Origin of the sequence: Pseudonocardia sp. McavD-2-B (assembly GCF_024124365.1) — a bacterium.
GTDB classification, from domain to species: domain Bacteria; phylum Actinomycetota; class Actinomycetes; order Mycobacteriales; family Pseudonocardiaceae; genus Pseudonocardia; species Pseudonocardia alni.
Genome location: NZ_JAMXSG010000088.1, coordinates 1 through 19,297, shown reverse-complemented (window position 1 = coordinate 19,297; position 19,297 = coordinate 1). Strand labels below are relative to the sequence as shown.

At 74.1% G+C, this 19,297-nt stretch carries 27 protein-coding genes; 17 read left to right on the top strand and 10 right to left on the bottom strand.

All coding sequences use genetic code 11. The features are described from left to right. Nucleotides 1–129 precede the first annotated feature (129 nt). Nucleotides 130–1,047: an alpha/beta hydrolase gene (locus NH602_RS13970; RefSeq protein WP_253068041.1), complete on the top strand. Its 918-nt coding sequence runs from the start codon at nucleotides 130–132 to the stop codon at nucleotides 1,045–1,047. Here NH602_RS13970 and NH602_RS13965 read toward each other — a convergent pair whose 3' ends face one another. Then, entirely contained in the window at nucleotides 1,048–1,761 is a 714-nt protein-coding gene (locus NH602_RS13965) for an alpha/beta fold hydrolase (RefSeq protein ID WP_253068040.1), read from the bottom strand. Between the two features lie 20 nt (nucleotides 1,762–1,781). On the opposite strand from NH602_RS13965, the gene NH602_RS13960 reads away from it, so the two are divergent. Beyond that, complete coding sequence (locus tag NH602_RS13960; protein WP_100878966.1) at nucleotides 1,782–2,390, top strand: class I SAM-dependent methyltransferase; 609 nt, start codon at nucleotides 1,782–1,784, stop codon at nucleotides 2,388–2,390. Here NH602_RS13960 and NH602_RS13955 read toward each other — a convergent pair. Continuing rightward, nucleotides 2,380–3,231, bottom strand: coding sequence for an alpha/beta fold hydrolase (locus tag NH602_RS13955; RefSeq protein ID WP_253068039.1), 852 nt, complete (start codon nucleotides 3,229–3,231; stop codon nucleotides 2,380–2,382). The two genes, NH602_RS13960 and NH602_RS13955, sit on opposite strands and share 11 nt — an antisense overlap. Nucleotides 3,232–3,288: 57 nt before the next feature. Here NH602_RS13955 and NH602_RS13950 point away from each other — a divergent pair, with 57 nt between their 5' ends. The 4 genes from NH602_RS13950 (at nucleotide 3,289) to NH602_RS13935 (ending at nucleotide 6,872) form a co-directional block, all read left to right on the top strand. Next, entirely contained in the window at nucleotides 3,289–3,759 is a 471-nt protein-coding gene (locus NH602_RS13950; protein WP_073575973.1) for a MarR family winged helix-turn-helix transcriptional regulator, read from the top strand. A gap of 65 nt (nucleotides 3,760–3,824) precedes the next feature. Beyond that, nucleotides 3,825–4,712: an alpha/beta fold hydrolase gene (locus NH602_RS13945; RefSeq protein WP_179761590.1), complete on the top strand. Its 888-nt coding sequence runs from the start codon at nucleotides 3,825–3,827 to the stop codon at nucleotides 4,710–4,712. Nucleotide 4,713: 1 nt separating this feature from the next. Beyond that, nucleotides 4,714–5,724 carry a TIGR03617 family F420-dependent LLM class oxidoreductase gene (locus tag NH602_RS13940; RefSeq protein ID WP_253068038.1) on the top strand — a complete coding sequence of 337 codons (1,011 nt, stop codon included), beginning with the start codon at nucleotides 4,714–4,716 and terminating at the stop codon, nucleotides 5,722–5,724. Beyond that, entirely contained in the window at nucleotides 5,721–6,872 is a 1,152-nt protein-coding gene (locus NH602_RS13935; RefSeq protein ID WP_179761588.1) for an acyl-CoA dehydrogenase family protein, read from the top strand. Before NH602_RS13940 ends, NH602_RS13935 begins: the two co-directional genes overlap by 4 nt. A gap of 56 nt (nucleotides 6,873–6,928) precedes the next feature. On the opposite strand, the gene NH602_RS31645 is transcribed toward NH602_RS13935, so the two are convergent. From NH602_RS31645 to NH602_RS13900, 7 genes are all read right to left on the bottom strand, one after another. Beyond that, nucleotides 6,929–7,333 (bottom strand): transglycosylase family protein, encoded by a 405-nt coding sequence (locus NH602_RS31645; protein WP_308292840.1) that lies wholly within the window; start codon nucleotides 7,331–7,333, stop codon nucleotides 6,929–6,931. Between the two features lie 377 nt (nucleotides 7,334–7,710). Continuing rightward, complete coding sequence (locus NH602_RS13925) at nucleotides 7,711–8,094, bottom strand: hypothetical protein (protein ID WP_073575977.1); 384 nt, start codon at nucleotides 8,092–8,094, stop codon at nucleotides 7,711–7,713. Between the two features lie 14 nt (nucleotides 8,095–8,108). Continuing rightward, the gene (locus NH602_RS13920) at nucleotides 8,109–8,741 is read right to left on the bottom strand and encodes a class I SAM-dependent methyltransferase (protein WP_073575978.1); all 633 of its coding nucleotides are present in this window, start codon (nucleotides 8,739–8,741) and stop codon (nucleotides 8,109–8,111) included. Nucleotides 8,742–8,772: 31 nt separating this feature from the next. Next, entirely contained in the window at nucleotides 8,773–9,180 is a 408-nt protein-coding gene (locus NH602_RS13915; protein ID WP_253068037.1) for a hypothetical protein, read from the bottom strand. Then, nucleotides 9,167–9,616 (bottom strand): DUF1707 domain-containing protein, encoded by a 450-nt coding sequence (locus NH602_RS13910; RefSeq protein WP_073575980.1) that lies wholly within the window; start codon nucleotides 9,614–9,616, stop codon nucleotides 9,167–9,169. The genes NH602_RS13915 and NH602_RS13910 overlap by 14 nt, the downstream gene beginning before the upstream one ends. Before the next feature lie 56 nt (nucleotides 9,617–9,672). Continuing rightward, nucleotides 9,673–10,200 (bottom strand): PadR family transcriptional regulator, encoded by a 528-nt coding sequence (locus NH602_RS13905; RefSeq protein WP_253068036.1) that lies wholly within the window; start codon nucleotides 10,198–10,200, stop codon nucleotides 9,673–9,675. Between the two features lie 17 nt (nucleotides 10,201–10,217). Beyond that, nucleotides 10,218–11,327, bottom strand: coding sequence for a hypothetical protein (locus NH602_RS13900; protein WP_253068035.1), 1,110 nt, complete (start codon nucleotides 11,325–11,327; stop codon nucleotides 10,218–10,220). 250 nt (nucleotides 11,328–11,577) lie between these two features. Between NH602_RS13900 and NH602_RS13895 the strand changes: the two genes are divergently transcribed. The 11 genes from NH602_RS13895 (at nucleotide 11,578) to NH602_RS13845 (ending at nucleotide 18,487) form a co-directional block, all read left to right on the top strand. Next, entirely contained in the window at nucleotides 11,578–12,603 is a 1,026-nt protein-coding gene (locus NH602_RS13895; RefSeq protein WP_253068042.1) for an NAD(P)-dependent alcohol dehydrogenase, read from the top strand. A gap of 105 nt (nucleotides 12,604–12,708) precedes the next feature. After that, on the top strand, nucleotides 12,709–13,035 hold the full coding sequence (locus NH602_RS13890) for a putative quinol monooxygenase (RefSeq protein ID WP_062398617.1): 327 nt from the start codon (nucleotides 12,709–12,711) through the stop codon (nucleotides 13,033–13,035). 316 nt (nucleotides 13,036–13,351) lie between these two features. Then, nucleotides 13,352–13,897, top strand: coding sequence for a L,D-transpeptidase (locus tag NH602_RS13885; RefSeq protein ID WP_073575985.1), 546 nt, complete (start codon nucleotides 13,352–13,354; stop codon nucleotides 13,895–13,897). Between the two features lie 106 nt (nucleotides 13,898–14,003). Next, the gene (locus NH602_RS13880) at nucleotides 14,004–14,819 is read left to right on the top strand and encodes a trans-aconitate 2-methyltransferase (RefSeq protein ID WP_179761585.1); all 816 of its coding nucleotides are present in this window, start codon (nucleotides 14,004–14,006) and stop codon (nucleotides 14,817–14,819) included. Between the two features lie 109 nt (nucleotides 14,820–14,928). Beyond that, entirely contained in the window at nucleotides 14,929–15,402 is a 474-nt protein-coding gene (locus NH602_RS13875) for a hypothetical protein (protein WP_100878979.1), read from the top strand. 280 nt (nucleotides 15,403–15,682) lie between these two features. Then, entirely contained in the window at nucleotides 15,683–16,147 is a 465-nt protein-coding gene (locus tag NH602_RS13870; RefSeq protein ID WP_073575988.1) for an Asp23/Gls24 family envelope stress response protein, read from the top strand. Further along, entirely contained in the window at nucleotides 16,144–16,545 is a 402-nt protein-coding gene (locus NH602_RS13865) for a hypothetical protein (RefSeq protein WP_073575989.1), read from the top strand. The genes NH602_RS13870 and NH602_RS13865 overlap by 4 nt, the downstream gene beginning before the upstream one ends. A 67-nt stretch (nucleotides 16,546–16,612) precedes the next feature. Beyond that, a complete protein-coding gene (locus NH602_RS13860) occupies nucleotides 16,613–16,825 on the top strand; it encodes a hypothetical protein (RefSeq protein WP_062398628.1) in 213 nt (70 codons plus the stop codon). Between the two features lie 5 nt (nucleotides 16,826–16,830). After that, on the top strand, nucleotides 16,831–17,346 hold the full coding sequence (locus NH602_RS13855) for an Asp23/Gls24 family envelope stress response protein (RefSeq protein WP_179761583.1): 516 nt from the start codon (nucleotides 16,831–16,833) through the stop codon (nucleotides 17,344–17,346). Then, nucleotides 17,343–17,888: a DUF6286 domain-containing protein gene (locus NH602_RS13850; protein ID WP_073575990.1), complete on the top strand. Its 546-nt coding sequence runs from the start codon at nucleotides 17,343–17,345 to the stop codon at nucleotides 17,886–17,888. Before NH602_RS13855 ends, NH602_RS13850 begins: the two co-directional genes overlap by 4 nt. Next, complete coding sequence (locus NH602_RS13845; RefSeq protein WP_179761582.1) at nucleotides 17,888–18,487, top strand: alkaline shock response membrane anchor protein AmaP; 600 nt, start codon at nucleotides 17,888–17,890, stop codon at nucleotides 18,485–18,487. The genes NH602_RS13850 and NH602_RS13845 overlap by 1 nt, the downstream gene beginning before the upstream one ends. Nucleotides 18,488–18,553: 66 nt before the next feature. Here the strand turns inward: NH602_RS13845 and NH602_RS13840 are convergent. Beyond that, nucleotides 18,554–19,297 (bottom strand): hypothetical protein (locus NH602_RS13840; RefSeq protein WP_253068034.1); only part of this gene is annotated, 744 nt, incomplete at its 5' end.

Here is a 19,297-nt window from a genome sequence, read left to right as displayed (position 1 = left end):
GCGACCGTCAGCGCCCCGTCGGCCACGGACCGCACGACCTCGCACCGGTTCCCCGCACCTCGCAGTCCGTACAGACGGCGCGAGGTCCTCGAGGTGTGCGAGGTCGGCCCGCACCGGCAGGATCGGGTCGTGAGCACCGACCGGATCGCCGCCGAGCTGCGTCGCCCCCTGCGGTGGGTCCCGCCGATCCCGCTGCACCGCCCCCGGCTGCTGCGCCTGCTGCAGCGGCTGTCCCGGCGCGGCAGGCCCGCCACCGTCGACGGGGTCCGGTCCACCACCCACCCGGGCCCGCCGCTGCTGCGCGTGCACGTCCCCGACCACCGCACGACCCCCGCGGCGCTGCTGTGGTTCCACGGCGGCGGCCTCGTCCTGGGCTCCCCCATGATCGACGACGTGCGGTGCGGCGAGCTCGCCGCGGACCTGGGGATCGTCGTCGTCTCGGTGGACTACCGGCTCGCGCCCGGTGACCCGTTCCCGGCCGCGCTCGACGACTGCCAAGACGGCTGGACCTGGCTGCAGGACGCCGCCGGCCGGCTGGAGGTCGACCCGGCGCGGATCGCCGTCGGCGGGGCGAGCGCCGGGGGCTGCCTGGCCGCCGCGCTGGTCCAGCGCCTGCACGACGAGGGCGGACCGCAGCCGGTCGCGCAGTGGCTGGTCTACCCGATGCTCGACGACCGCACCGCCGCCCGTCGCGAGCTCGACCGGCCCCCGCACCGGGTGTGGAACAACCGCAACAACGAGGTCAGCTGGCGCGCCTACCTGGGGCGCCCGCCCGGGACCGGCGAGCCCGCCCCGTACGCGGTGCCCGCCCGTCGCGCCGACCTGTCCGGGTTGCCGCCCGCGTGGATCGGCGTCGGCGACGTCGACCTGTTCCACGACGAGGACATCACCTACGCGCGGCGGCTGCGCGAGGCCGGGGTGCCGGTCGAGCTCGACGTCGTCCCCGGCGCCCCGCACGGCTTCGACGGCTGGGGCAAGGGCGTCGCGATCGCCGACGACTTCACCGGGCGCTCGGTCGCCTGGCTGCGCGGCGCGCTCGGCAGCTGATCACCCGGCCAGGTCCAGCAGCAGCGCGACCAGCTCGCGGGGCCGGTTCTGCGGCACCAGGTGGTGGGTGTCGATCTCGGCGTAGCGCCAGGCATCGGAGGTCCGGGCACGGTGGGCGGCCGCGGTGAGCGCCCCGCCCGCGACGTCCTCCCGGGTGGCCCGCACGAACGTCCGGCCGCACGGCCACTGCTCCAGCGGCCGGGACAGCCGCACCGGCTCGGTGAACGTGCGGACCGGCTGCGGGGAGCGCCGCGGCGCCGACCACGCGGCCTCGGCCGGGTCGTCGTAGTGCCGCTCCGGGCCCGGGACCAGCCACGACGACCCCAGTCCCGGTGCGCCCGGCGCCGGCACCGCGCCGGCGAGGGCGGGCGCCAGGTCCAGCGCGGACTCGCCGGCGGCGGGGACGAACGCGTCGAGGTAGACCAGCTCGCGGACCCGGTCGCCGATCTCGTCGAGCGCCCCGGTGACGACCATGCCGCCGTAGGAGAACCCGAGCAGGACGATGTCGCGCAGGTCCTCGTAGAGCACGGCGTCGACCACGTCGCGCACATGGACGGACAGGTCGATCCACGGCCCGGCCAGGTGCGAGCGCTCCCCGATGCCGGTGAGCGCGGGCGTCACCACGTCGTGGCCGGCCGCGCGCAGCAGCGGACGCACCAGGTGGAAGGAGTGGGCGCCGCCCCAGGCGCCGTGGACCAGCACGAACGTCGTCATGACGGCAGACTTCCACGACGATGAGCGATTTCCCCGACGGCTTCTTCGACCGCGCCGACCAAGTCGACGACCGCGAGTTCTACCTGCCCCCGCGCTTCGTCCAACACATCGACGAGGGCGCGATCGCCGCCGCGTCGGCGTTCTACGACGAGATCGGCACCACCGGCCGGGTGCTGGACCTGATGTCGTCGTGGGTGTCGCACCTGCCGCACCGCCCGGAGCACCTGACCGTGCTGGGCATGAACCGGGCCGAGCTCGCCGCCAACGAGATGGCCCACGAGGCCGTCCGCCACGACCTCAACGCCGACCCGGTACTCCCCTTCGCCGACGCCGCGTTCGACGCCTGCGTCTGCACCGTCTCGGTCGACTACCTGACCGACCCGGTCGCGGTGTTCGCCGAGGTGGGACGGGTGCTGGTGCCGGGCGGGGTGTTCGCCGCCACGTTCTCGAACCGCTGCTTCCCGACCAAGGCGGTCCGCGGCTGGCTCGCCTCAGACGACAGGACGCGGGTCGCGATCGTCGGCGAGTACTTCCGGCGCAGCGGCGCGTTCGACACCCCGGCGGCCCGTGACTGCGGCGCACCCGGGGACCCGCTGTACGCGGTGTGGGCCCGCACCCCTACCGGCTGACGAAGTCCAGCACCGCCCGCTCGAACTCCGGCGGACGCTCCATGTTCGGGTAGTGCGCGGTCCCACCGATCTCGCCGGGGCTGCCGTCCGGGACGGCGGCGACCGTGTCGGCGACGATCCGCCGGTGGTCGTCGGAATCGAGGGCGCCGACGAGACCGAGCAGCGGCACCGGGAACGCGCCGGCGCGCTCGACGGCGTCGTCGAGGAAGCCGATCGGGCCCGGGGGCGCGGCCGGGTCCGCGGGCAGGTGGTGGGACAGCAGGTCGACCGCCATCAGCCGGATCTCGGCGAGGACGGCCGGGTCCACGTCGGCCTCCGTGCGGAACGGGCCGGGCACGAACTCCAGGAACACCCGGACCCAGCGCTCGGCGTCGAGGTCCAGGCGCGCCTGCTCCCAGCGCGCCATGGTGTCGACCGTCCACGGGTCGGTCCACACCGGCTCGCCCGCCCCGGCGCCGCACAGCACGACCCGGTCGACGAGGTCCGGGCGTTCCAGCGCGGTGTCGAACGCGACCCGCGCCCCCATCGACAGTCCGACGAGCGCGACCGGCCCGGCGTCGAGGTGCTCCAGCAGCGCGGCGAGGTCGGCGTGCGGCCGGTAGCCCTGCGGGCCGGGCGTCGACGACGCGCCGTGCCCGCGGGCGTCCGGCACCACGACCCGGTGCCGGGCGGACAGCGGCCCGATCTGACGCGACCACATCCGTCCGTCGACGGCGCCCCCGTGCAGCAACACCAGCGGCGGGCGCCCGTCCGGGTGCGGGCCGGTGTCGCGGTAGGCGATCCGGCCGTCCTCCACGGGCAGGAACGTCGGGACGGTGACCTGGGCGAGGGCGAGCGTCATGACAACCAAGGTGTCATCATTCGGGCACCATGACAACCCAGGTGTCATACTCGGAGGGTGCCCGACATCGACGACACCGCCGAGAAGCTGGCCGAGGTCTACGTACTCGTGGGCCCCCTCTACCGGCGGGTGCTGCGCGAGGTCGAGGAGTCCGCGCCGGACAACCGGGTCTCGGCAGGCGTGCGCGCGGTGCTCGACCAGCTCCGGCGGCACGGCCCGATGACCGTGCCCGGGATCGGGCGGTCGCAGTCGCTCAGCCGGCAGTTCGTGCAGCGGATGGTCGACGACGCGCTGGCCGCCGGGCTCGTCGAGCGGGCGGACAACCCGCGGCACCGGCGGTCCCCCCTGATCGTGCCGACCCCGGCCGGGCGCGCGGTGATCGACGAGGTCGTCGGGCGGGAGCACGCGCGGCTGCGCGCGGTCGCCGGACACCTCGACCCCGCCGACGTCGACGCGACGCTGCGGGTACTCGCCGCGATGGTCGCCGACCTGACCGAGATCGAACCGGAGATCGAACCCGGGCATTGACCCCCTCGGCCCGGTGGCGCACGATCCGACCGAGATCGACCCCCCACCACTGGCGGTGCCCACGCATGTCCGACACGTTCACCTTCTCCGGCCGCGACGGCGCCGCCGTCACCGCCTACCGCTGGCTCCCCGCCGCCGCGGACGACCCGGTGCGCGGGATCGTCCAGATCACCCACGGCATGGGCGAGCACGCCCTGCGCTACATCGCCCTCGCCGAGGCGCTGACCGCCCGCGGCTTCGCCGTCTACGCCCAGGACCACCGCGGTCACGGAGCCACCGCGGGCGGGCCCGAGAACTTCGGCGTCCTCGGCGACGACGGCTGGGAGCAGCTGGTCAGCGACATCGGGCTGCTGTCCGCGCACGCCCGCGCCGAGCACCCGGGCGCCCCGCTGGTGCTGCTCGGTCACAGCATGGGCTCGTTCGCCGTGCAGCAGTCCCTCGTCGCCGACGGGACGCCGCCGGACGCGGTCGTGCTGTCCGGCACCGCGTTGCTCGACCTGATGGAGCAGGGCCTGGACCTGTCCGCGCCGCTGGACCTGTCGTCGTTCAACGCGCCGTTCGAGCAGCGCACCGGTTTCGAGTGGCTCAGCCGCGACCCCGCGCAGGTCGACGCCTACGTCGCCGACGCCCGCTGCGGCTTCGGTCTCGACCTGCCCGGCACGCAGGCGATGTTCGCCGCCGCCCGGCCGCTCGGCGAGGTCGCCACGCTGAAGCGGATTGCGGGCGGGCTGCCGGTGTACGTCGTCGTCGGGGACGAGGACCCGGTCAACGCCGGGCTGGCCCTGGTGCGGCCGCTGACCGAGCGCTACGCCGAGGCCGGGCTGCACGACGTCACGCTGACGATCTGGCCGGGTGCCCGGCACGAGGTGTTCAACGAGACCAACCGCGAGGAGATCGTCGCGGACCTTCTGTCCTGGCTCGACCGTGTCGTCCCCGAGCAGCGGGGCGCCTGAGGTGCGCGTCGACACCACCGGCGGCTTCTCCGCCTCGCCGCTCGAGACCGAGGCGGCGGCCGTCGCCGCGGAGGCCGAGGGCTACGACGCCCTGTCGGTCCCCGAGACCTCGCACGACGCGTTCGTGTCGCTGGCGCTGGCCGCCCGGGCGACCAGCCGGATCCGGCTGCAGTCGGCGATCGCGGTCGCCTTCGCCCGCAACCCGATGACATTGGCCTACCAGGCCAACGACGTGCAGCTGCTCTCCGGCGGCCGGTTCGACCTGGGGCTCGGCTCGCAGGTCCGCCCGCACATCGAGCGCCGGTTCGGGATGCCGTGGAGCCGCCCCGCGGCCCGGATGGAGGACTTCGTCTCCGCCCTGCGGGCGATCTTCGACGCCTGGGCCACCGGGGACCGGCTGCACCACCGCGGCGAGTTCTACTCCCACACCCTGATGACCGAGTTCTTCTCACCGGGTCCGAACCCGCACGGGATCCCGCCGGTGATGCTGGCCGCGGTCGGCGAGCGGATGACCGAGGTCGCGGGCCGGGTCACCGACGGCCTGCTGGCGCACTCGCTGACCTCGCCGTCGTACCTGGCGGAGGTGACGCTGCCCGCGCTGCGCCGCGGACGCGGCCGCGACGACCTCACCGGCTTCGACGTGTGCCTGCCGGTCTTCGCGGTCCTGGGCGCCGACGCCGAGGCCCGGGCCGTCGCCGAGGCCGGGGTGCGACGCCAGATCGCCTTCTACGCCTCCACCCCGCCGTACAGGCCGGTGCTGGAGCACCACGGCCGCGGCGCGCTCGCCGACGAGCTCAACGGACTGTCGCGACGGCAGGCCTGGGACGAGATGACCGGCCTGGTCGACGACGACCTGCTGGCCCTGTTCGCCGTCGCGGGCGACCCGGCCGGGGTGGCGTCCGGGATCGCGGACCGCTACCGCGGCCTCGTCGACCGGGTCTCGCTCAACACCCCCTACGACGCCGACCCCACCCTGGTGCTCGACGTCGCCACCCGGCTGCGCGCGGCGTGAGCACGCATCCGGAGATCCGGGAGGGTGTCCGCGCGGTCTGCTCCGGCTTCGGGGCGGAGTACTGGCGCACCTGCGACCGTGAGCACCGGTTCCCGCAGGAGTTCCACGACGCGATGGCCGCCGGCGGCTGGATCGGCGTCGCCGTCCCCGAGGCCTACGGCGGCGGGGGCGCCGGGATCTCCGAGGCCGCCGCGGTGATGGAGGAGGTCGCCGCGTCCGGGGCGGCGATGAACGGGGCGTCGGCGATCCACCTGTCGGTGTTCGGGATGAACCCGGTCGTCCGGCACGGCTCGGAGGAGATGCGGCGGCGCTACCTGCCCCGGGTCGCCGACGGGTCGCTGCAGGTCGCGTTCGGCGTCACCGAGCCGGACGCGGGCCTCGACACCACCGCGATCACCACGACCGCCCGCCGCGACGGCGACCGGTACCTGGTCCGCGGGCGCAAGGTGTGGACGTCGAAGGCGCCGTTCTGCGACAAGGTCCTGCTGCTGGTGCGCACCACCCCACGCGAGCAGGTCGCGCGGCGGACCGACGGGCTGTCGCTGCTGCTCGCCGACCTGCAGCGCCCCGAGGTCACGATCACCCCGATCGACAAACTGGGCCGCAACGCGGTCGTGTCCTGCGAGGTCGTCTACGACGACCTGCCCGTCGACGCCGCCGACCTGGTCGGCGAGGAGGGCCGCGGCTTCCGGCTGATCCTCGACGGGCTCAACCCGGAACGGATCCTGATCGCCGCCGAGGCGCTGGGCACCGGGCGGGCCGCGCTGGCCGCCGCCGTCGCCTACGCGAAGGAGCGCACCGTGTTCGGGCGGCCGATCGGGCAGAACCAGGGCATCGCGTTCCCGCTGGCCGAGGCGCACATGCGGCTGCACGCGGCGGCGCTGGTGATCGCCGACGCCGCCGCCCGCTACGACGCGGGCGAGGCGTGCGGCGAGCAGGCCAACACCGCGAAGTTCCTGGCCGCCGAGGCCGCGTTCTTCGCCGCGGACCGGGCGGTGCAGACCCTCGGCGGGTTCGGCTACGCCACCGAGTACGACGTGAGCCGCTACTTCACCGAGGCCCGCCTGATGCGCCTGGCACCGCTGCCGCAGGAGATGGTGCTCACCCACGTCGCCGAGCACGTGCTCGGGCTGCCCCGCAGCTACTGACACACGACGGCGGCCGGTGACCCGCCCGGGTCACCGGCCGCCGTACGTGCCGCGTACTACCGCAGGCCCAGCTTCTTGGAGCAGGCCGGCCACGCCTTCCAGCCCTGGGCGTCCAGGACGTTCTCGGCGACGCGGATCTGCTCGGACTTGCTGGCGTTGTGCGCCTTGCCCGACCCGCCGAAGGCCTTCCAGGTGGACGGCGTGAACTGCAGGCCGCCGGAGAAGCCGTTGCCGGTGTTGGTGTTCCAGTCCCCGCTGGACTCGCACTGGGCGAGCTTGTCCCACGTCGAGGTCGCGACGGACTGCGTGGGGACCGCGACGGCGGCGGGGGCGACCGCGGCGGAGGTCTCGGGGGCGGCCGTCGCGGGCCCGGCGAGGGCGAGCGGAGCGCCGAACGCCAGGACACCGGCGACGAGAGATCCGACGAAACGCCCACGGATGGACATGCGCGTGCTGCTCATTGTGTGATCACCTGAGGTCCGGACCCACGGCTTTCCGGGCGGGCCGGTCGCGCGGGGAGCGCTGTGCCGGTGTCGTCGCGAGGGGACTCGCGGCCCGCGGCCCCGTCTCGGTCCGTGCAGGTCGACTGGCCGGGGACCGCGGGACGGGGCCGTGGTGGCGTGGCGGTTCCGGCGCTTCGGTGCGTGCCCCGGCCGTGTGGACCGGAGCGACCACGAAGGTCGCCGACCGGCCGAGATCAGGTCAAGCGGGCGACCGGTGACGTATCACACGGAGATAACGGTCGGGTACGTCGTCCCAGCTCAGGAGCGCATTTTCACGATCACGGAACAGACAGGAACCAGGCCGATGCTTTCGATCCGGAGATGTTCCACCGGCATCAGCGGCGCGGCGCGCCCTCGGCCCGGCGCAGGGTGAACACCGCGATCCGCACGACCATCGCGTCGAGCAGCAGACCGCCGAACGCCCACGCGTCGAGCCAGGCGGTCCAGTTCACCCCCTGCGCGACGGCGAGGAGCCCGGGCACGAGGAACAGCGCGACACCGAGCCCGCCGGCGACGGCACAGGCGAGCAGCGCCGGGCCGTCGGCCCGGCGCAGCAGCAGGAGCAGCGACACGACGGCGGCCGCGGCGACGAGCCCGTCCAGCCCGGCCAGGACCGGTCCCACGGCGCCGAACGCGAGCCGGACGTGCACGGCGGCGGCGAGCACCAGCAGCACGGTCAGGATCCGGCGCCCGGTCACCGGGCCGCGGTCGTCGCTCATGGGCCCATCCTCACCTACCGCACCCGCAGCACCAGGAGGCGGCAGTCGACCTGCTGCCCGGACCGGTAGGGCGCGACCTCGATCGAGACGGCCTCAAACACGTCGGCGGCGGCGAGCCGGTCGACCTCGGCACGGTAGCCCCCGGACTCCCAGACGTCGTCGAGGACGGTCGCGACCAGGTACCCGCCCGGCCGCACGACCCGGGTGAACTCCGCCAGCGCCGAGGGTCCGACGTGGGCGTGGGTGAGCGTCCCGACGCAGACGACGACGTCGTAGGAGTCGTCGGGCAGCACCAGCGCGGCGGTGAGGTCGGCCTCGCGCAGGTCCCGGTAGGCGCCGGTGGCGCGGGCCCGCTCCAGCATCCCGGTCGACAGGTCGATCCCGTCGACGGTGGTCGCGCCGCGCTCGCGGAGCGCGACGCCGACCAGCCCCGTGCCGCAACCGGCGTCGAGGATCTCCCCGCCGGGGCCCGCGGCCGCGACGACGGCGTCTGCGGTGACCGCGGGCGCGACGTAGCCCTGGGCCTCGCCGGTGAGGTCGGCGTCGTAGGTGGGGGCCCACTCGTCGTAGAGGGCCCGGGCGTCGGCCGGGCCGCTCAGCGAGTAGGCGCGTTCCAGGTGGGGGTCGCCCCCGGTGCTCGTGGCCATCGCCCGATCATGGTGGACGGCCCGCGGGCTGTCATGCGCGCCCGAGCAACCCCCGGCGCGGCGGGTCGGCGGCGAGCAGCGAGAGCGCGCACAGCGCGCCCCAGCCGGCGGCGACCATGGTCGCCTTCTCCCGGGCGTCACGGTCGGGGAGCTGGGAGCCCAGCACCACGAGGTCGACGATGTCGGCGCCGACCCGCACCGCGACGGCGGCCTTGAGCGGGGTGCCGGCCGGAGCCAGCGCCATGGCCAGGCCGGACGCGAGGTCCCGCCCGCCGACCGCCCGCGCGAGCAGCGTGGTCCCCGCGGACGGGGTCCGGCCGCCGCCGGACAGCTTCGTCGGCGACAGCAGCACGTCCGGCTTCGCGGCGACGGCCGCGCCGTAGGCGGCGGTGGCGGCGCCCAGCAGGCGGGGGATCCAGGTCAGGTCACGACGGGGCATGTACCCGGTGTACCCGTTCCGCGCCGGTTCTCGCCCGCCCGCACGGACCGGCGACCGAGCGACCGGTGAGCGTGCCGAGCGCGAGCACCGCACCCCACGGCCCGATCACCCAGATCGGCCAGAAGTAGCCCCCGCCCCCGCCGAGCGCGACGGCGGCCCAGACCGTCAGGACGACCACCGCGGTCAGCGCCCACGGCCCCCAGGTCGCAGCCAGGACGGTCCGGCGGACCCGGCGCTCACGCTCCGGGTCGGCGGGTCGCGGCAGCCGGGGCAGGTCCGCCTCGACCGCGGCGAGCTCCGACGCCGTACGCGCCGCGGTCACCTGCTCGCTGCGGGTGGAGAACTCGGCGAGGTCGAGCCGCCCGTCCCCCACGTGCCTGCCGAGCCGCTCCAGTGCGCGCTCCCGCTCGGCGTCACCGATGCGTACGTCCATCATGACCACCCTCCTGATCGGATACCGATACTATCCGCTATCCGTGCCTGGGGCACAAGTCAGAGCTCGTCGAGGAAGGCCAGCGCCGCCTCCGCCGAGGTGCGCCGCCAGGCGGCCAGCATCCGGTCGAACTCGTCGGCGCCGTCCCCCGCCCGTCCGGCCCGGTCCTGCTCGGCCCGCAGCGCCGCGACGATCGGGGCCAGCTCGCGACGCTGGGCGTCGACCAGCGCGGTCGCATCCCGGCCGTGCCGGTGCAGCACCGCCAGCTTCAGCAGGAACTCCGACCGCAGGTCCCGCACGTGCGGGACCGGGGTGTTCAGCCAGACCTCGACGTGGCCGCGACCGGTCGGGGTGGCGGCGTAGAGGGTGCGGGGCGGGCCGCCCTTCGTCTCGACGGCCTCGGCGGTGATCAGGCCGGCGTCGACCAGCCTGCCGATGGCCCGGTAGACGACCGGGCGCGGGATCTGCCAGACCCGGCCCAGCTCGCCGTCGGCCGCGGTGAGCGCGGCGACGGCGAAACCGTGCACCGGACGCTCACCGGCCACGGCCAGCACCACCCATTCGGCGAGACCCAGCCGCGGAAGCATCGGGCCAGCGTAGAGCCTCAGCGGTTGACGGCCGCCCCGTTGCCCTCCGCCCAGGAGAAGCCGCGGTCGTAGAGGAAGCGCAGCTCCGGATCGCTCTCCAGCACGAGCCGCTGCCCGTCCCCGGCCAGCTCCACCCGGCCGTCGGGCCGGACCGCCCAGGTGAGTTCGACCGTCCGGACGGCGGGCTCGAACATCGGGGCGGCCCCGGACTGCGGCGAGTTCCACTCGACCCGGATCGTCCGGTCCCCCACGGGCCGCCACGTCCCGCGGACGAACGTGCTGTCGGCGAGCCGGATCGCGATCCCGGCGGACCCGGACTGCGGGTAGCCGGGGAGCGGGACCGACGGCCCGACGTAGGTCCACTGCCCGACGGCCACGTGCTGCCAGCGCCGGTCGTCGGCGAGCCGCGCGGCCGGAGCCGTGGGGTCCTCCACCACCCGGTAGACCCCGGCGAGCGCGAGGTCACCCCGCTGGAGGGCGGGCTGGAACTGCTGGAACAGCACGCCCTGCGCGGCGACCAGGACCAGCCCGAGCACCGGGACGAGCCACCGGGTGACCCGGCGGACCCTCGGCCACGGCAGCAGCCGCGGGGCCCCCTCGGTCGCGGCCGTCGGGCGCCCGGCCAGGAACCGCACCACCCGCGGCAGCTCCGGGGCCGCGACGAGCGCGAACCCGACCGTCAGGGCCAGGGCGATCTGCTTGACCGGCACGTCGTAGGTCATGTTCAGCAGGAAGACGGTGCCGAGCGCGACGGTGCCGAGCAGGCCACCGATCCACGCCGTGCGCCGGAACACCAGCAGCAGCACGACGACGAGCTCGGCGAACCCGGCGAGGAACTGGATCACCGGGGAGTAGGCCATGAGCCCCCACAGCAGGCCCATCGGGCTCTTCTCGCCGGTCATGGCCAGCGCGTCGGAGTAGTCGGCCCGGCCCATCTGGGTCAGGTTGAGCTTCGACCACACGTAGGCCTGCATGACCATGATCAGGACGAACCGCAGCAGCGCGTGCAGCACCCAGCCCACCCGGCTCCACCACGGCCGCGGCGTCGTCGGCACCGCCGTCGTCGCGGCGGCACCGTCCACACCGTCCTCCCGCCGCACCGCGGCGTCCCCCCTCGTCCCGGTCATGACACGACGGTAGGGACGGTGGCGCGGTCGCGGATCCCTCCTCCGACGGATCCTGCGCTCCTCCGCGGGTGGGAGACGTGAACCACAGCCCGCCGACGCATTGTGCACAACCATCAACGGGTAGCCACATGGCGATGCGGCTGCACGACGGCCGCCCGTCCCCGCCGCGGCACCGGAGCCCGGCCACCCCAGACACGACGTCCACACGCGACGCCGACCAGGAGGAAACGTGCCCACGACCGTGCCCGCCATGACCACCGCCGGCCCGAACAAGCCGTTCGAGCGCGGGACCGTGACCCGTCGCGACCCGAAGCCGCACGACGTCGTCATCGACATCCGGTACGCCGGAATCTGCCACTCCGACATCCACCAGGCCCGCGACGAGTGGGGCGAGGGCATCTACCCGATGGTCCCCGGCCACGAGATCGCCGGCGTCGTCTCCGCGGTCGGCGACGACGTGACCCGCTACGCCGTGGGCGACACCGTCGGCGTCGGCTGCTTCGTCGACTCCTGCCGCGAGTGCGAGAACTGCAGGGCCGGCGAGGAGCAGTACTGCCTCGAGGGCGAGGTGCAGACCTACAACGCGAAGGAGTACGACGGCGAGCCCACCTACGGCGGCTACTCCACGCAGATCGTCGTCGACGAGAACTACGTGCTGCGCATCCCGGAAGGCGTCGAGCTCGACGTCGCCGCGCCGCTGCTCTGTGCCGGCATCACGCTCTACTCCCCGCTCCACCACTGGGGCGCGGGCCCCGGGAAGAAGGTGGCGATCGTCGGCATGGGCGGTCTCGGCCACATGGGCGTGAAGATCGCCGCGGCGATGGGCGCCGAGGTCACGGTGCTCTCCCGCACGCTGTCCAAGGAGCAGGACGGCAAGCGACTCGGAGCAGCGCACTACTACGCGACCGAGGACGAGTCCACCTTCACCGAGCTGGCCGGATCCTTCGACCTGATCGTCAACACCGTGGCCGCGGTGATCCCGGTCGACGACTACCTCGGGCTGCTGAAGCTCGACGGCTCGATGGTCAATGTCGGCGTGCCCGAGGAGAAGCTGTCCTACCACGGGTTCTCACTGGTCGCAGGCCGCAAGAGCCTGTCCGGCTCGAAGATCGGTGGCATCCGCGAGACCCAGGAGATGCTGGACTTCTGCGCCGAGCACGGCCTCGGCGCCGACATCGAGACGATCTCCTGCGACCAGGTCGACGAGGCCTGGGAGCGGGTCGTGCGGGGCGACGTGCGCTACCGCTTCGTGATCGACACCGCGACCTTCGGCTGAGGGGGTCGTCAAGCCCGCGGCGTCGCACTTCGAGACGCCCGCGGTGCGGCGATCCGTGGAACGATCCCGGCGACGTTGCCGACCAGAAGTGAACCGGAGGCTCATGTGATCCTCATCGTGCTCAAGGCCCAGATCCGCCCGGACAAGCGCGAGGAGTGGCTGTCCGGCATCTCGCAGTACAAGAAGGACGTGAACTCCGAGCCGGGCAACATCTCCTTCGACTACCACGAGAACTACGAGAAGCAGAACGAGTTCGTGATCGTGGAGGTCTTCAAGGACAGCGCGGCCGGCGACGCGCACGTCAAGACCGACCACGCGCAGAAGTTCTTCGACTTCATGGGCTCGGTCGTGCCGGAGAAGCCGCTCATCAACTTCCAGAGCGAGGACGGCAAGGACGCCTGGGTCGAGATGGGCGAGGTCACCCCGCACTGACCCCCTCCCTCCCGACGATGCCGGCGACCCCACGGGGCGCCGGCATCGTCGCGTCCACCTGTGCCGTGAGCAGGTGCCCCGGCTGCGCCGGACGGACGGAGCCGGGCGGACCGGACATCGGAACCGAGACGGTCCTTCCGGGTGATCGGGACGGGAGCGCACCGCGTCCCGGCCGGTCGGCGCCGGGGTGCAGACTGGCCGCGCACGGCAGAGCTTTTCGTCACGCAACCCGGGCGCTCCCCGCGCGTCTCCCACGGTGACGGAACGATCACGTGGCGTCGCCGCCCCGAGCGACGCGGACGAACAGGAGCACCCCATGGACACCGTCCGGCAGCGGCCCCGCCGCCTCGTCGCACTGGGCCTCGGACTGGCCACCATCGCGGGTGTCGCCGTCGCCGGGACGGCACTGGCCGGATCCCCCGCCGCCGAGCAGGCCCGCGCACAGCCGCTCGTCCCGGGCACCCCGTGCTCGATCACCGCCAAGGCCTGCGTCGACCTGGACTCGCAGAAGTCCTGGCTCATCCAGGACGGCAAGGTCGTCCGTGGCCCGATCGGCATCTCCTCCGGCGGCAACGGCCAGGAGACCCCGGTCGGCCACTCCCTGCGCGTCTACCGCAAGGACGCGACCCACAAGAGCGAGGAGTCGCGGCTGCCGAACGGCGACCCGGCCCCGATGCCCTGGTCGGTGTTCTTCAACGACGGCGGCATCGCCTTCCACAGCGGCGACCCGAACCGCTCCTCGGCCGGCTGCATCCACGTCCCGCCGGACGAGGCCAAGGCGTACTTCGACTACCTGCAGATCGGCGACCAGGTGCAGGTCGTGAAGGCCTCCGAGGAGACCGCGGCCCGTCAGGGGCAGTGAGCGCGGAGTCACCGCATCGGGGAGTGCTCGGGCATCCGGCGTAACGCGGAGATGGTCGTCCGGCGACACACCGGACGTATCACCCGTCCGTCCCCGGGAGCGCCCGATGGCCGCGAGCCGACCCGCCCGTCGCACGCCGATCGACCACGCCCGGCGGATCGCGCGGCTCTCCCTGAGCGGCGGCGCGCGTGCCGCCGCGGTCCCGGTGCGCGGCCTGGCCCGGCTCGGCCGCGACGAGCGCGACCCGCGCTGGACCGGCCAGACCTGGCTGTGGCAGCCGGGCTGGGGCCGGCGCACGCACGACCGGCTCTACCGCAGCCCGGACCCGTACTCGATCGGGCTGTCGGCCTACGAGCAGCAGAAGTACGGCACCGTCATGGATGCGCTCGCCGGCCGCCGCTTCGACCGGGTGCTGGAGGTCGGCTGCGGCGAGGGTGACCTGTCGGTCCGCCTCGCCGGGCACACCGCGGCGCTGCTCGGGGTCGACATCTGCTCGGCCGCGGTCCAGCGGGCCGCCGCCCGGGTGCCGTCGGGGACCTTCGTCCGCCGCACGCTCCCGCACGAGATGCCCGAGGGCGACTTCGACCTGATCGTCTGCTCCGACGTCCTCTACTACTGGGAGACGGTCACGCTGCAGGTCGGCCTGGCCGCCCTGCTGGACCGCCTCCGGCCGGGCGGGATGCTGCTCGCCTACCACTACCGCGGGGCGTTCGGACAGGCCGGGACGGCCGACCGGGTACACGAGGCGCTCGCCGCCGCGGCGGCCGCCCGCGGACTGACGGGCCGGGCGCACGAGACCGTCGACGGCGTCGGCCCCGACCGCGCCGGGGCCCGGTTCGACGTCGTGGTCCACCCCGAGGTGGCGGTGCCGTCCCCGCGCCGCCCGGAGCCGGGCGTCGCAGCGCGCGCACGCCGTTCCTGAGGGGTCGGCTGGGCCGGGTGGCGGTGCGCCCGCTGGACCGTCCAGTCGTTCTCGTCAGGTCGACGTGGACCTATCGTGACCGGGCGGTTCCTGGTTACCGTCCGGAGTCATGACGGTCGACGCCGACGGACCCGCCGGAATGGCCGATGCGCAGCGCGTGGTCACGATCCCCGAGCTGAGCGCACCGAGCTATCTGCAGGCGGTGCTGTCGATCGCCTACCGCGACGAGCGCAACAGCGTGCCACTCACCGTCGCCACACCGGCCGGGCTCGTGTTCGGCAACGCCGTGCACCCCTCGGCCTGGCTGCGCGGGCTCGGGGACCAGCTGCGCCGGCTCACCGCGGGCGACCCGGGCAACGAGTCCGCGGCGTCGATGGCCGACATGTTCGACGACATGGCCGACGGCCGCGGCGACGAGCACCCCGGCCGGGACATCCCGGTGAAGGACATCCACTGGATCTACTTCACCGACGCGCTCGTGGTCCCGACCGCCGCCGGCGGGCCGAACTACGTCGAGCCGGCCTGCTGGCAGGTGGCACTGCGCGATGTCACCGGCTGGACGATCGGCCTCCCGCCCGGCTGAGCGCCACGTCCGATGATCATCTGATCGGGTGATCGCAAACCGGTCGGCCCGACCCCCCGCCCGGACCTCCCGTCGCAGGTCACAGCGTTCCAGCCCAGGTCAGCGGCCCGCAGCCCCGACCGCGGTGTGACGACGACCACGTGAAGTCGCCCGTGAGGATGTGCCGCCCCGGGACCTCCTATGTGTGTCGAGCGGATCGACGGGGCACCACCGGAACGAACCGGCCCCCCGATCCGGACCACTGTGAGGCCCGATACCGGGCCACGACCTGGAGGCGCACATGAGCACCACCGAGACCAAGACCCCGGCCGTCACCGGCACCCCGTCCGCGCTGCAGTCCGAGCACGGCAGCACCCGCATCGCCGAGACGGTCGTCTCGAAGATCGCCGGTCTGGCGGCCCGCGAGGTCAGCGGCATCTACGCCCTCGGCGGCGGCGCGGCCCGCGCGTTCGGCGCGCTGCGCGAGCGCATCCCGGGTGGCACCACCAACGCCTCGCAGGGTGTGTCGGTCGAGGTCGGCGAGAAGCAGGCCGCCGTCGACATCAACGTCGTCGTCGAGTACGGCGTCTCCATCGCCGACCTGGCGAAGGCCGTCCGCCGCAACGTCATCTCCGCCCTGGAGCGGATGACCGGACTCGAGGTCGTCGAGGTCAACATCTCGGTCGACGACGTCCACCTGCCGTCCGAGGACGACGGCAAGGACGAGGAGCCGAAGAAGATCGAGTCCACCTCGCGGGTGGCGTGAGCGCCCGCGTCGCCGCGGACGGCGACGGGATCGTCGCCACGGGTGCGGTCGACACCGACCGGATCGCCGACGCGGTGCTGGGTTGCCCCGGCGTCGCACAGCTGCACGGCGGCCGGTTCGGTGAGATCGCCACCTACCTGCCCGGGCGCCGGGTGAGCGGCATCCGCGTGGACCCCACGGCCCCGGCCGTCGAGGTGCACGTGGTCGGCCGCTACCCGGCCTCCGTGGCCGAGATCGACCGCCAGGTCCGCACCGCACTGCTCCCGGTCGTCGGGGGCGCGCGGGTGGACGTGGTGGTCGGCGACTACGCCGGCCCCACCGAATCGACGCCGATCCGGCCGTCCGACTCGGCACCCGCCACCGGCGAGCTCCCGGTCCCTCCCGCGGCCACCCCCTGACCCGCCCGGACGCCCGCCCACATCCCCGGACGTCCGGTACCTCCTCGTCTCGAAGGACGTGACTGTGATGTCCCTGTCCACGAACACCCAGATCGGCCTGATCGCCGGCCTCCTCCTGGCCATCGCCGGCATCGTCGGCGGCTTCGGCGGGTTCGTCCTCGCCCTGATCCTCGGCGCGATCGGCCTCGCCGTCGGCCGCTGGCTCGACGGCGACCTCGACCTGTCCGAGCTCTCCGAGCGGTCGGGACTGTCCGGGCGCGGCCGCGACAAGGTCCGGTGAACCCGGTGAGCACCGTCGAGCCGACGGGGACGGCGACCGGGGACCCGGACACGATCCGGGCCACCCGCCTCGCCCCTCCCCCGCCGGACGACACCCCGACCCGCACGATCGACACCGGCACCGGCTCCGCGGGTGCCGACGGCTCCGGCGGCACGGCCCCGGAGGACCGCGGCCGGGTCGACGTCGCCGACCAGGTCGTACAGAAGATCGCGCTCGGGGCCCTGGAGGAGACCGAGGGTGTCGGTGGCACCACCGGCACGGTCGGGCGGATGCTCGGCCGCGACGACTCCGGCGGCCACCCCCGCGTCGAGGCGACCGTCTCCGGGCAGTCGACCCGGATCGACGCGCGGATCTCCGTCGCCTACCCGTCCCCGGTGGCTGCGGTCTGCGACCGCGCCCGCGCGCACGTCGTGCGGCAGGTCGAGGCGCTGACCGGGTTGTCCGTCGCGCGGGTCGACGTCGTCGTCACCGCACTCACCCTCCCGGGCGCCGCCCGGCCGGCCGCGAGGGAGCTCGAATGATCCGCCGCCCCCGCAAGTCCCTCGCCGCGGGCATCGTGGCGTTGGTCCTGCTCGCGCTCTGCGTCGTCGTCGCCGTCGCGGTCGTGCAGCTGCTCCTCGGACAGCAGCCGATCGTCGACTTCGGCCTGCTCGGGTCCAGCATCGCCGGGTTCACCGGTGCCGACGTGCCCGTGCTCGTCGTGTCCGGTCTGGTCGCGCTGGTCGGGCTGGTGCTCGTCGTGGTCGCACTGCGTCCCGGCACCCCCACCGTGTTCCCGCTGACCCCGGCCGGCGGTGCCGAGCACCTCGACTCCGGCGTCACCCGGCGCAGCCTGAACCGGACGCTGGCCGACGCCGCCACCGACGTCGACGGCATCACCAAGGCGTCGGTGAAGAGCACCGGGCGTCGCGCCGCCGTCACCGCGCACGCCGCGTTCGGCGAGCGTGCGGACCTGCGCGACCGGGTCCGCAGCGCGGTCGCGCAACGGCTCGACGCCGTCGGACCGGCCCGCAGCCCGAAGGTCACGGTGTCCGTGACCGGCACGAAGCAGCAGGAGGCGTGATGGCCAGCGCGACCCCACCGGCCCGGCTCAACCGGACCCTGCTGTTCCTGATCGGGCTCGTCCTGCTCGCCGCGGGCGTGTTCGGGCTGCTGTTCGGCACGGGCGTCCTGCGCCAGGTGCTTCCCGGGATCGACCCGTCGGTCCCGCTGTTGCCCGCCGGTCTCACGCTGCCCGAGTGGGCGCCGTGGGTGACGCTCGCCGTCGCCGTCGTGGTCGGGCTGCTGGCGCTGCGCTGGCTGCTCGCCCAGGCCCGGCGCAGGCCGCGCACCTCGGCGTGGACACTGCCGTCCGCGCAGGTGGCGGGCCGGGACGCCGGGACGACCCGGATCCACTCCGACCACGCCGCGGACGCACTGGCCGCCGACATCGAGAGCTACGACGGCGTCCAGCGCGCCGCCGCCGCGCTCGTCGGGGACCGCCGCCGTCCGGAGATCCACCTGGACGTGACCGCGGACGACGGTGCCGACCTCGCCGCGCTGCGCACCCGGATCACCGACCACGCGCTGCCGCGGCTGCGGTCCGCACTGGACATCGAGTCCGGGCGCGCCGATCTGGTGCTGCGCCTGGCCGAGGAGAAGGAGCACTCGCGGGTGGGCTGAACACCGCACGGACTCACGACGACGGGGCCCCGGATCACCGGGGCCCCGTCGTCGTGTGCGGGTGGGTCAGCGGGACCGGTCGACGAACCCGGCGCCGGCGATCCGCAGGCCGCTGCCGCCCGCCATACGCAGCAGCCCGGCCATCGCGATGACCAGACCGGCCATCTCGAAGGTCTCCTCGGTCCCGGCCAGGACGTTGTAGGCGAAGGACTGCACGTCACCGGTCTGCTCGAACAGGGCCCCACCGGCCGACTCCAGCCCGACCGCGCCGAGCAGGAACACCGCCGCCCCGGCGACGACGAGCCAGGCCCCAGGCCGACGCAGCACCATCGGCAGGCACAGCGCCGCGACGACCGCGACGAGCACCACCGCCGGGATGATCCAGGCGTAGGTCAGGAAGCCGCTCGTGCCGAACGTGGTGTGGATGATCCAGCCGACCTGCTCGTGGTTGGCCGCGGTCTCGTCCATCGCGACGACCGCGCAGGACAGGCTGAGCAGGATCCAGCGCCACCGCTCGCGGCGCACCGAGTTCGCCGCGATCAGCGCGAGCAGCGCCGCGTTGGTCAGGTGCATCGCCGAGCTGAACCAGGTCGAGATGTTCAGCTCGGTGCCCAGCCGGATCGGGGCGGGGATCTCGAAGCCGGGCCGCCCGATGCCGTAGACGGCGGCGCCGTAGTGGGCCAGCGCCAGCACGGCGACGATCGCGGCGGCGGTGCCGACGACCGGCCCGCGACGCAGCAGCGCCAGGTGCGGTGCGCCGGGCGCGGCGGCCTGGGCCTCGGGCGACGGCTCCGCGCGGGACGAGCTCGC

Excerpts from the sequence above, each read along its gene's own strand:
- NH602_RS13965 (WP_253068040.1), bottom strand. The coding sequence starts at position 1,761 with ATGACGACGTTCGTGCTGGTCCACGGCGCCTGGGGCGGCGCCCACTCC.
- NH602_RS13960 (WP_100878966.1), top strand. The coding sequence starts at position 1,782 with ATGAGCGATTTCCCCGACGGCTTCTTCGACCGCGCCGACCAAGTCGAC.
- NH602_RS13955 (WP_253068039.1), bottom strand. The coding sequence starts at position 3,231 with ATGACGCTCGCCCTCGCCCAGGTCACCGTCCCGACGTTCCTGCCCGTG.
- NH602_RS13945 (WP_179761590.1), top strand. The coding sequence starts at position 3,825 with ATGTCCGACACGTTCACCTTCTCCGGCCGCGACGGCGCCGCCGTCACC.
- NH602_RS31645 (WP_308292840.1), bottom strand. The coding sequence starts at position 7,333 with ATGAGCAGCACGCGCATGTCCATCCGTGGGCGTTTCGTCGGATCTCTC.
- NH602_RS13925 (WP_073575977.1), bottom strand. The coding sequence starts at position 8,094 with ATGAGCGACGACCGCGGCCCGGTGACCGGGCGCCGGATCCTGACCGTG.
- NH602_RS13920 (WP_073575978.1), bottom strand. The coding sequence starts at position 8,741 with ATGGCCACGAGCACCGGGGGCGACCCCCACCTGGAACGCGCCTACTCG.
- NH602_RS13915 (WP_253068037.1), bottom strand. The coding sequence starts at position 9,180 with ATGCCCCGTCGTGACCTGACCTGGATCCCCCGCCTGCTGGGCGCCGCC.
- NH602_RS13910 (WP_073575980.1), bottom strand. The coding sequence starts at position 9,616 with ATGATGGACGTACGCATCGGTGACGCCGAGCGGGAGCGCGCACTGGAG.
- NH602_RS13905 (WP_253068036.1), bottom strand. The coding sequence starts at position 10,200 with ATGCTTCCGCGGCTGGGTCTCGCCGAATGGGTGGTGCTGGCCGTGGCC.
- NH602_RS13900 (WP_253068035.1), bottom strand. The coding sequence starts at position 11,327 with ATGACCGGGACGAGGGGGGACGCCGCGGTGCGGCGGGAGGACGGTGTG.
- NH602_RS13895 (WP_253068042.1), top strand. The coding sequence starts at position 11,578 with ATGACCACCGCCGGCCCGAACAAGCCGTTCGAGCGCGGGACCGTGACC.
- NH602_RS13885 (WP_073575985.1), top strand. The coding sequence starts at position 13,352 with ATGGACACCGTCCGGCAGCGGCCCCGCCGCCTCGTCGCACTGGGCCTC.
- NH602_RS13880 (WP_179761585.1), top strand. The coding sequence starts at position 14,004 with ATGGCCGCGAGCCGACCCGCCCGTCGCACGCCGATCGACCACGCCCGG.
- NH602_RS13875 (WP_100878979.1), top strand. The coding sequence starts at position 14,929 with ATGACGGTCGACGCCGACGGACCCGCCGGAATGGCCGATGCGCAGCGC.
- NH602_RS13870 (WP_073575988.1), top strand. The coding sequence starts at position 15,683 with ATGAGCACCACCGAGACCAAGACCCCGGCCGTCACCGGCACCCCGTCC.
- NH602_RS13860 (WP_062398628.1), top strand. The coding sequence starts at position 16,613 with ATGTCCCTGTCCACGAACACCCAGATCGGCCTGATCGCCGGCCTCCTC.
- NH602_RS13850 (WP_073575990.1), top strand. The coding sequence starts at position 17,343 with ATGATCCGCCGCCCCCGCAAGTCCCTCGCCGCGGGCATCGTGGCGTTG.
- NH602_RS13845 (WP_179761582.1), top strand. The coding sequence starts at position 17,888 with ATGGCCAGCGCGACCCCACCGGCCCGGCTCAACCGGACCCTGCTGTTC.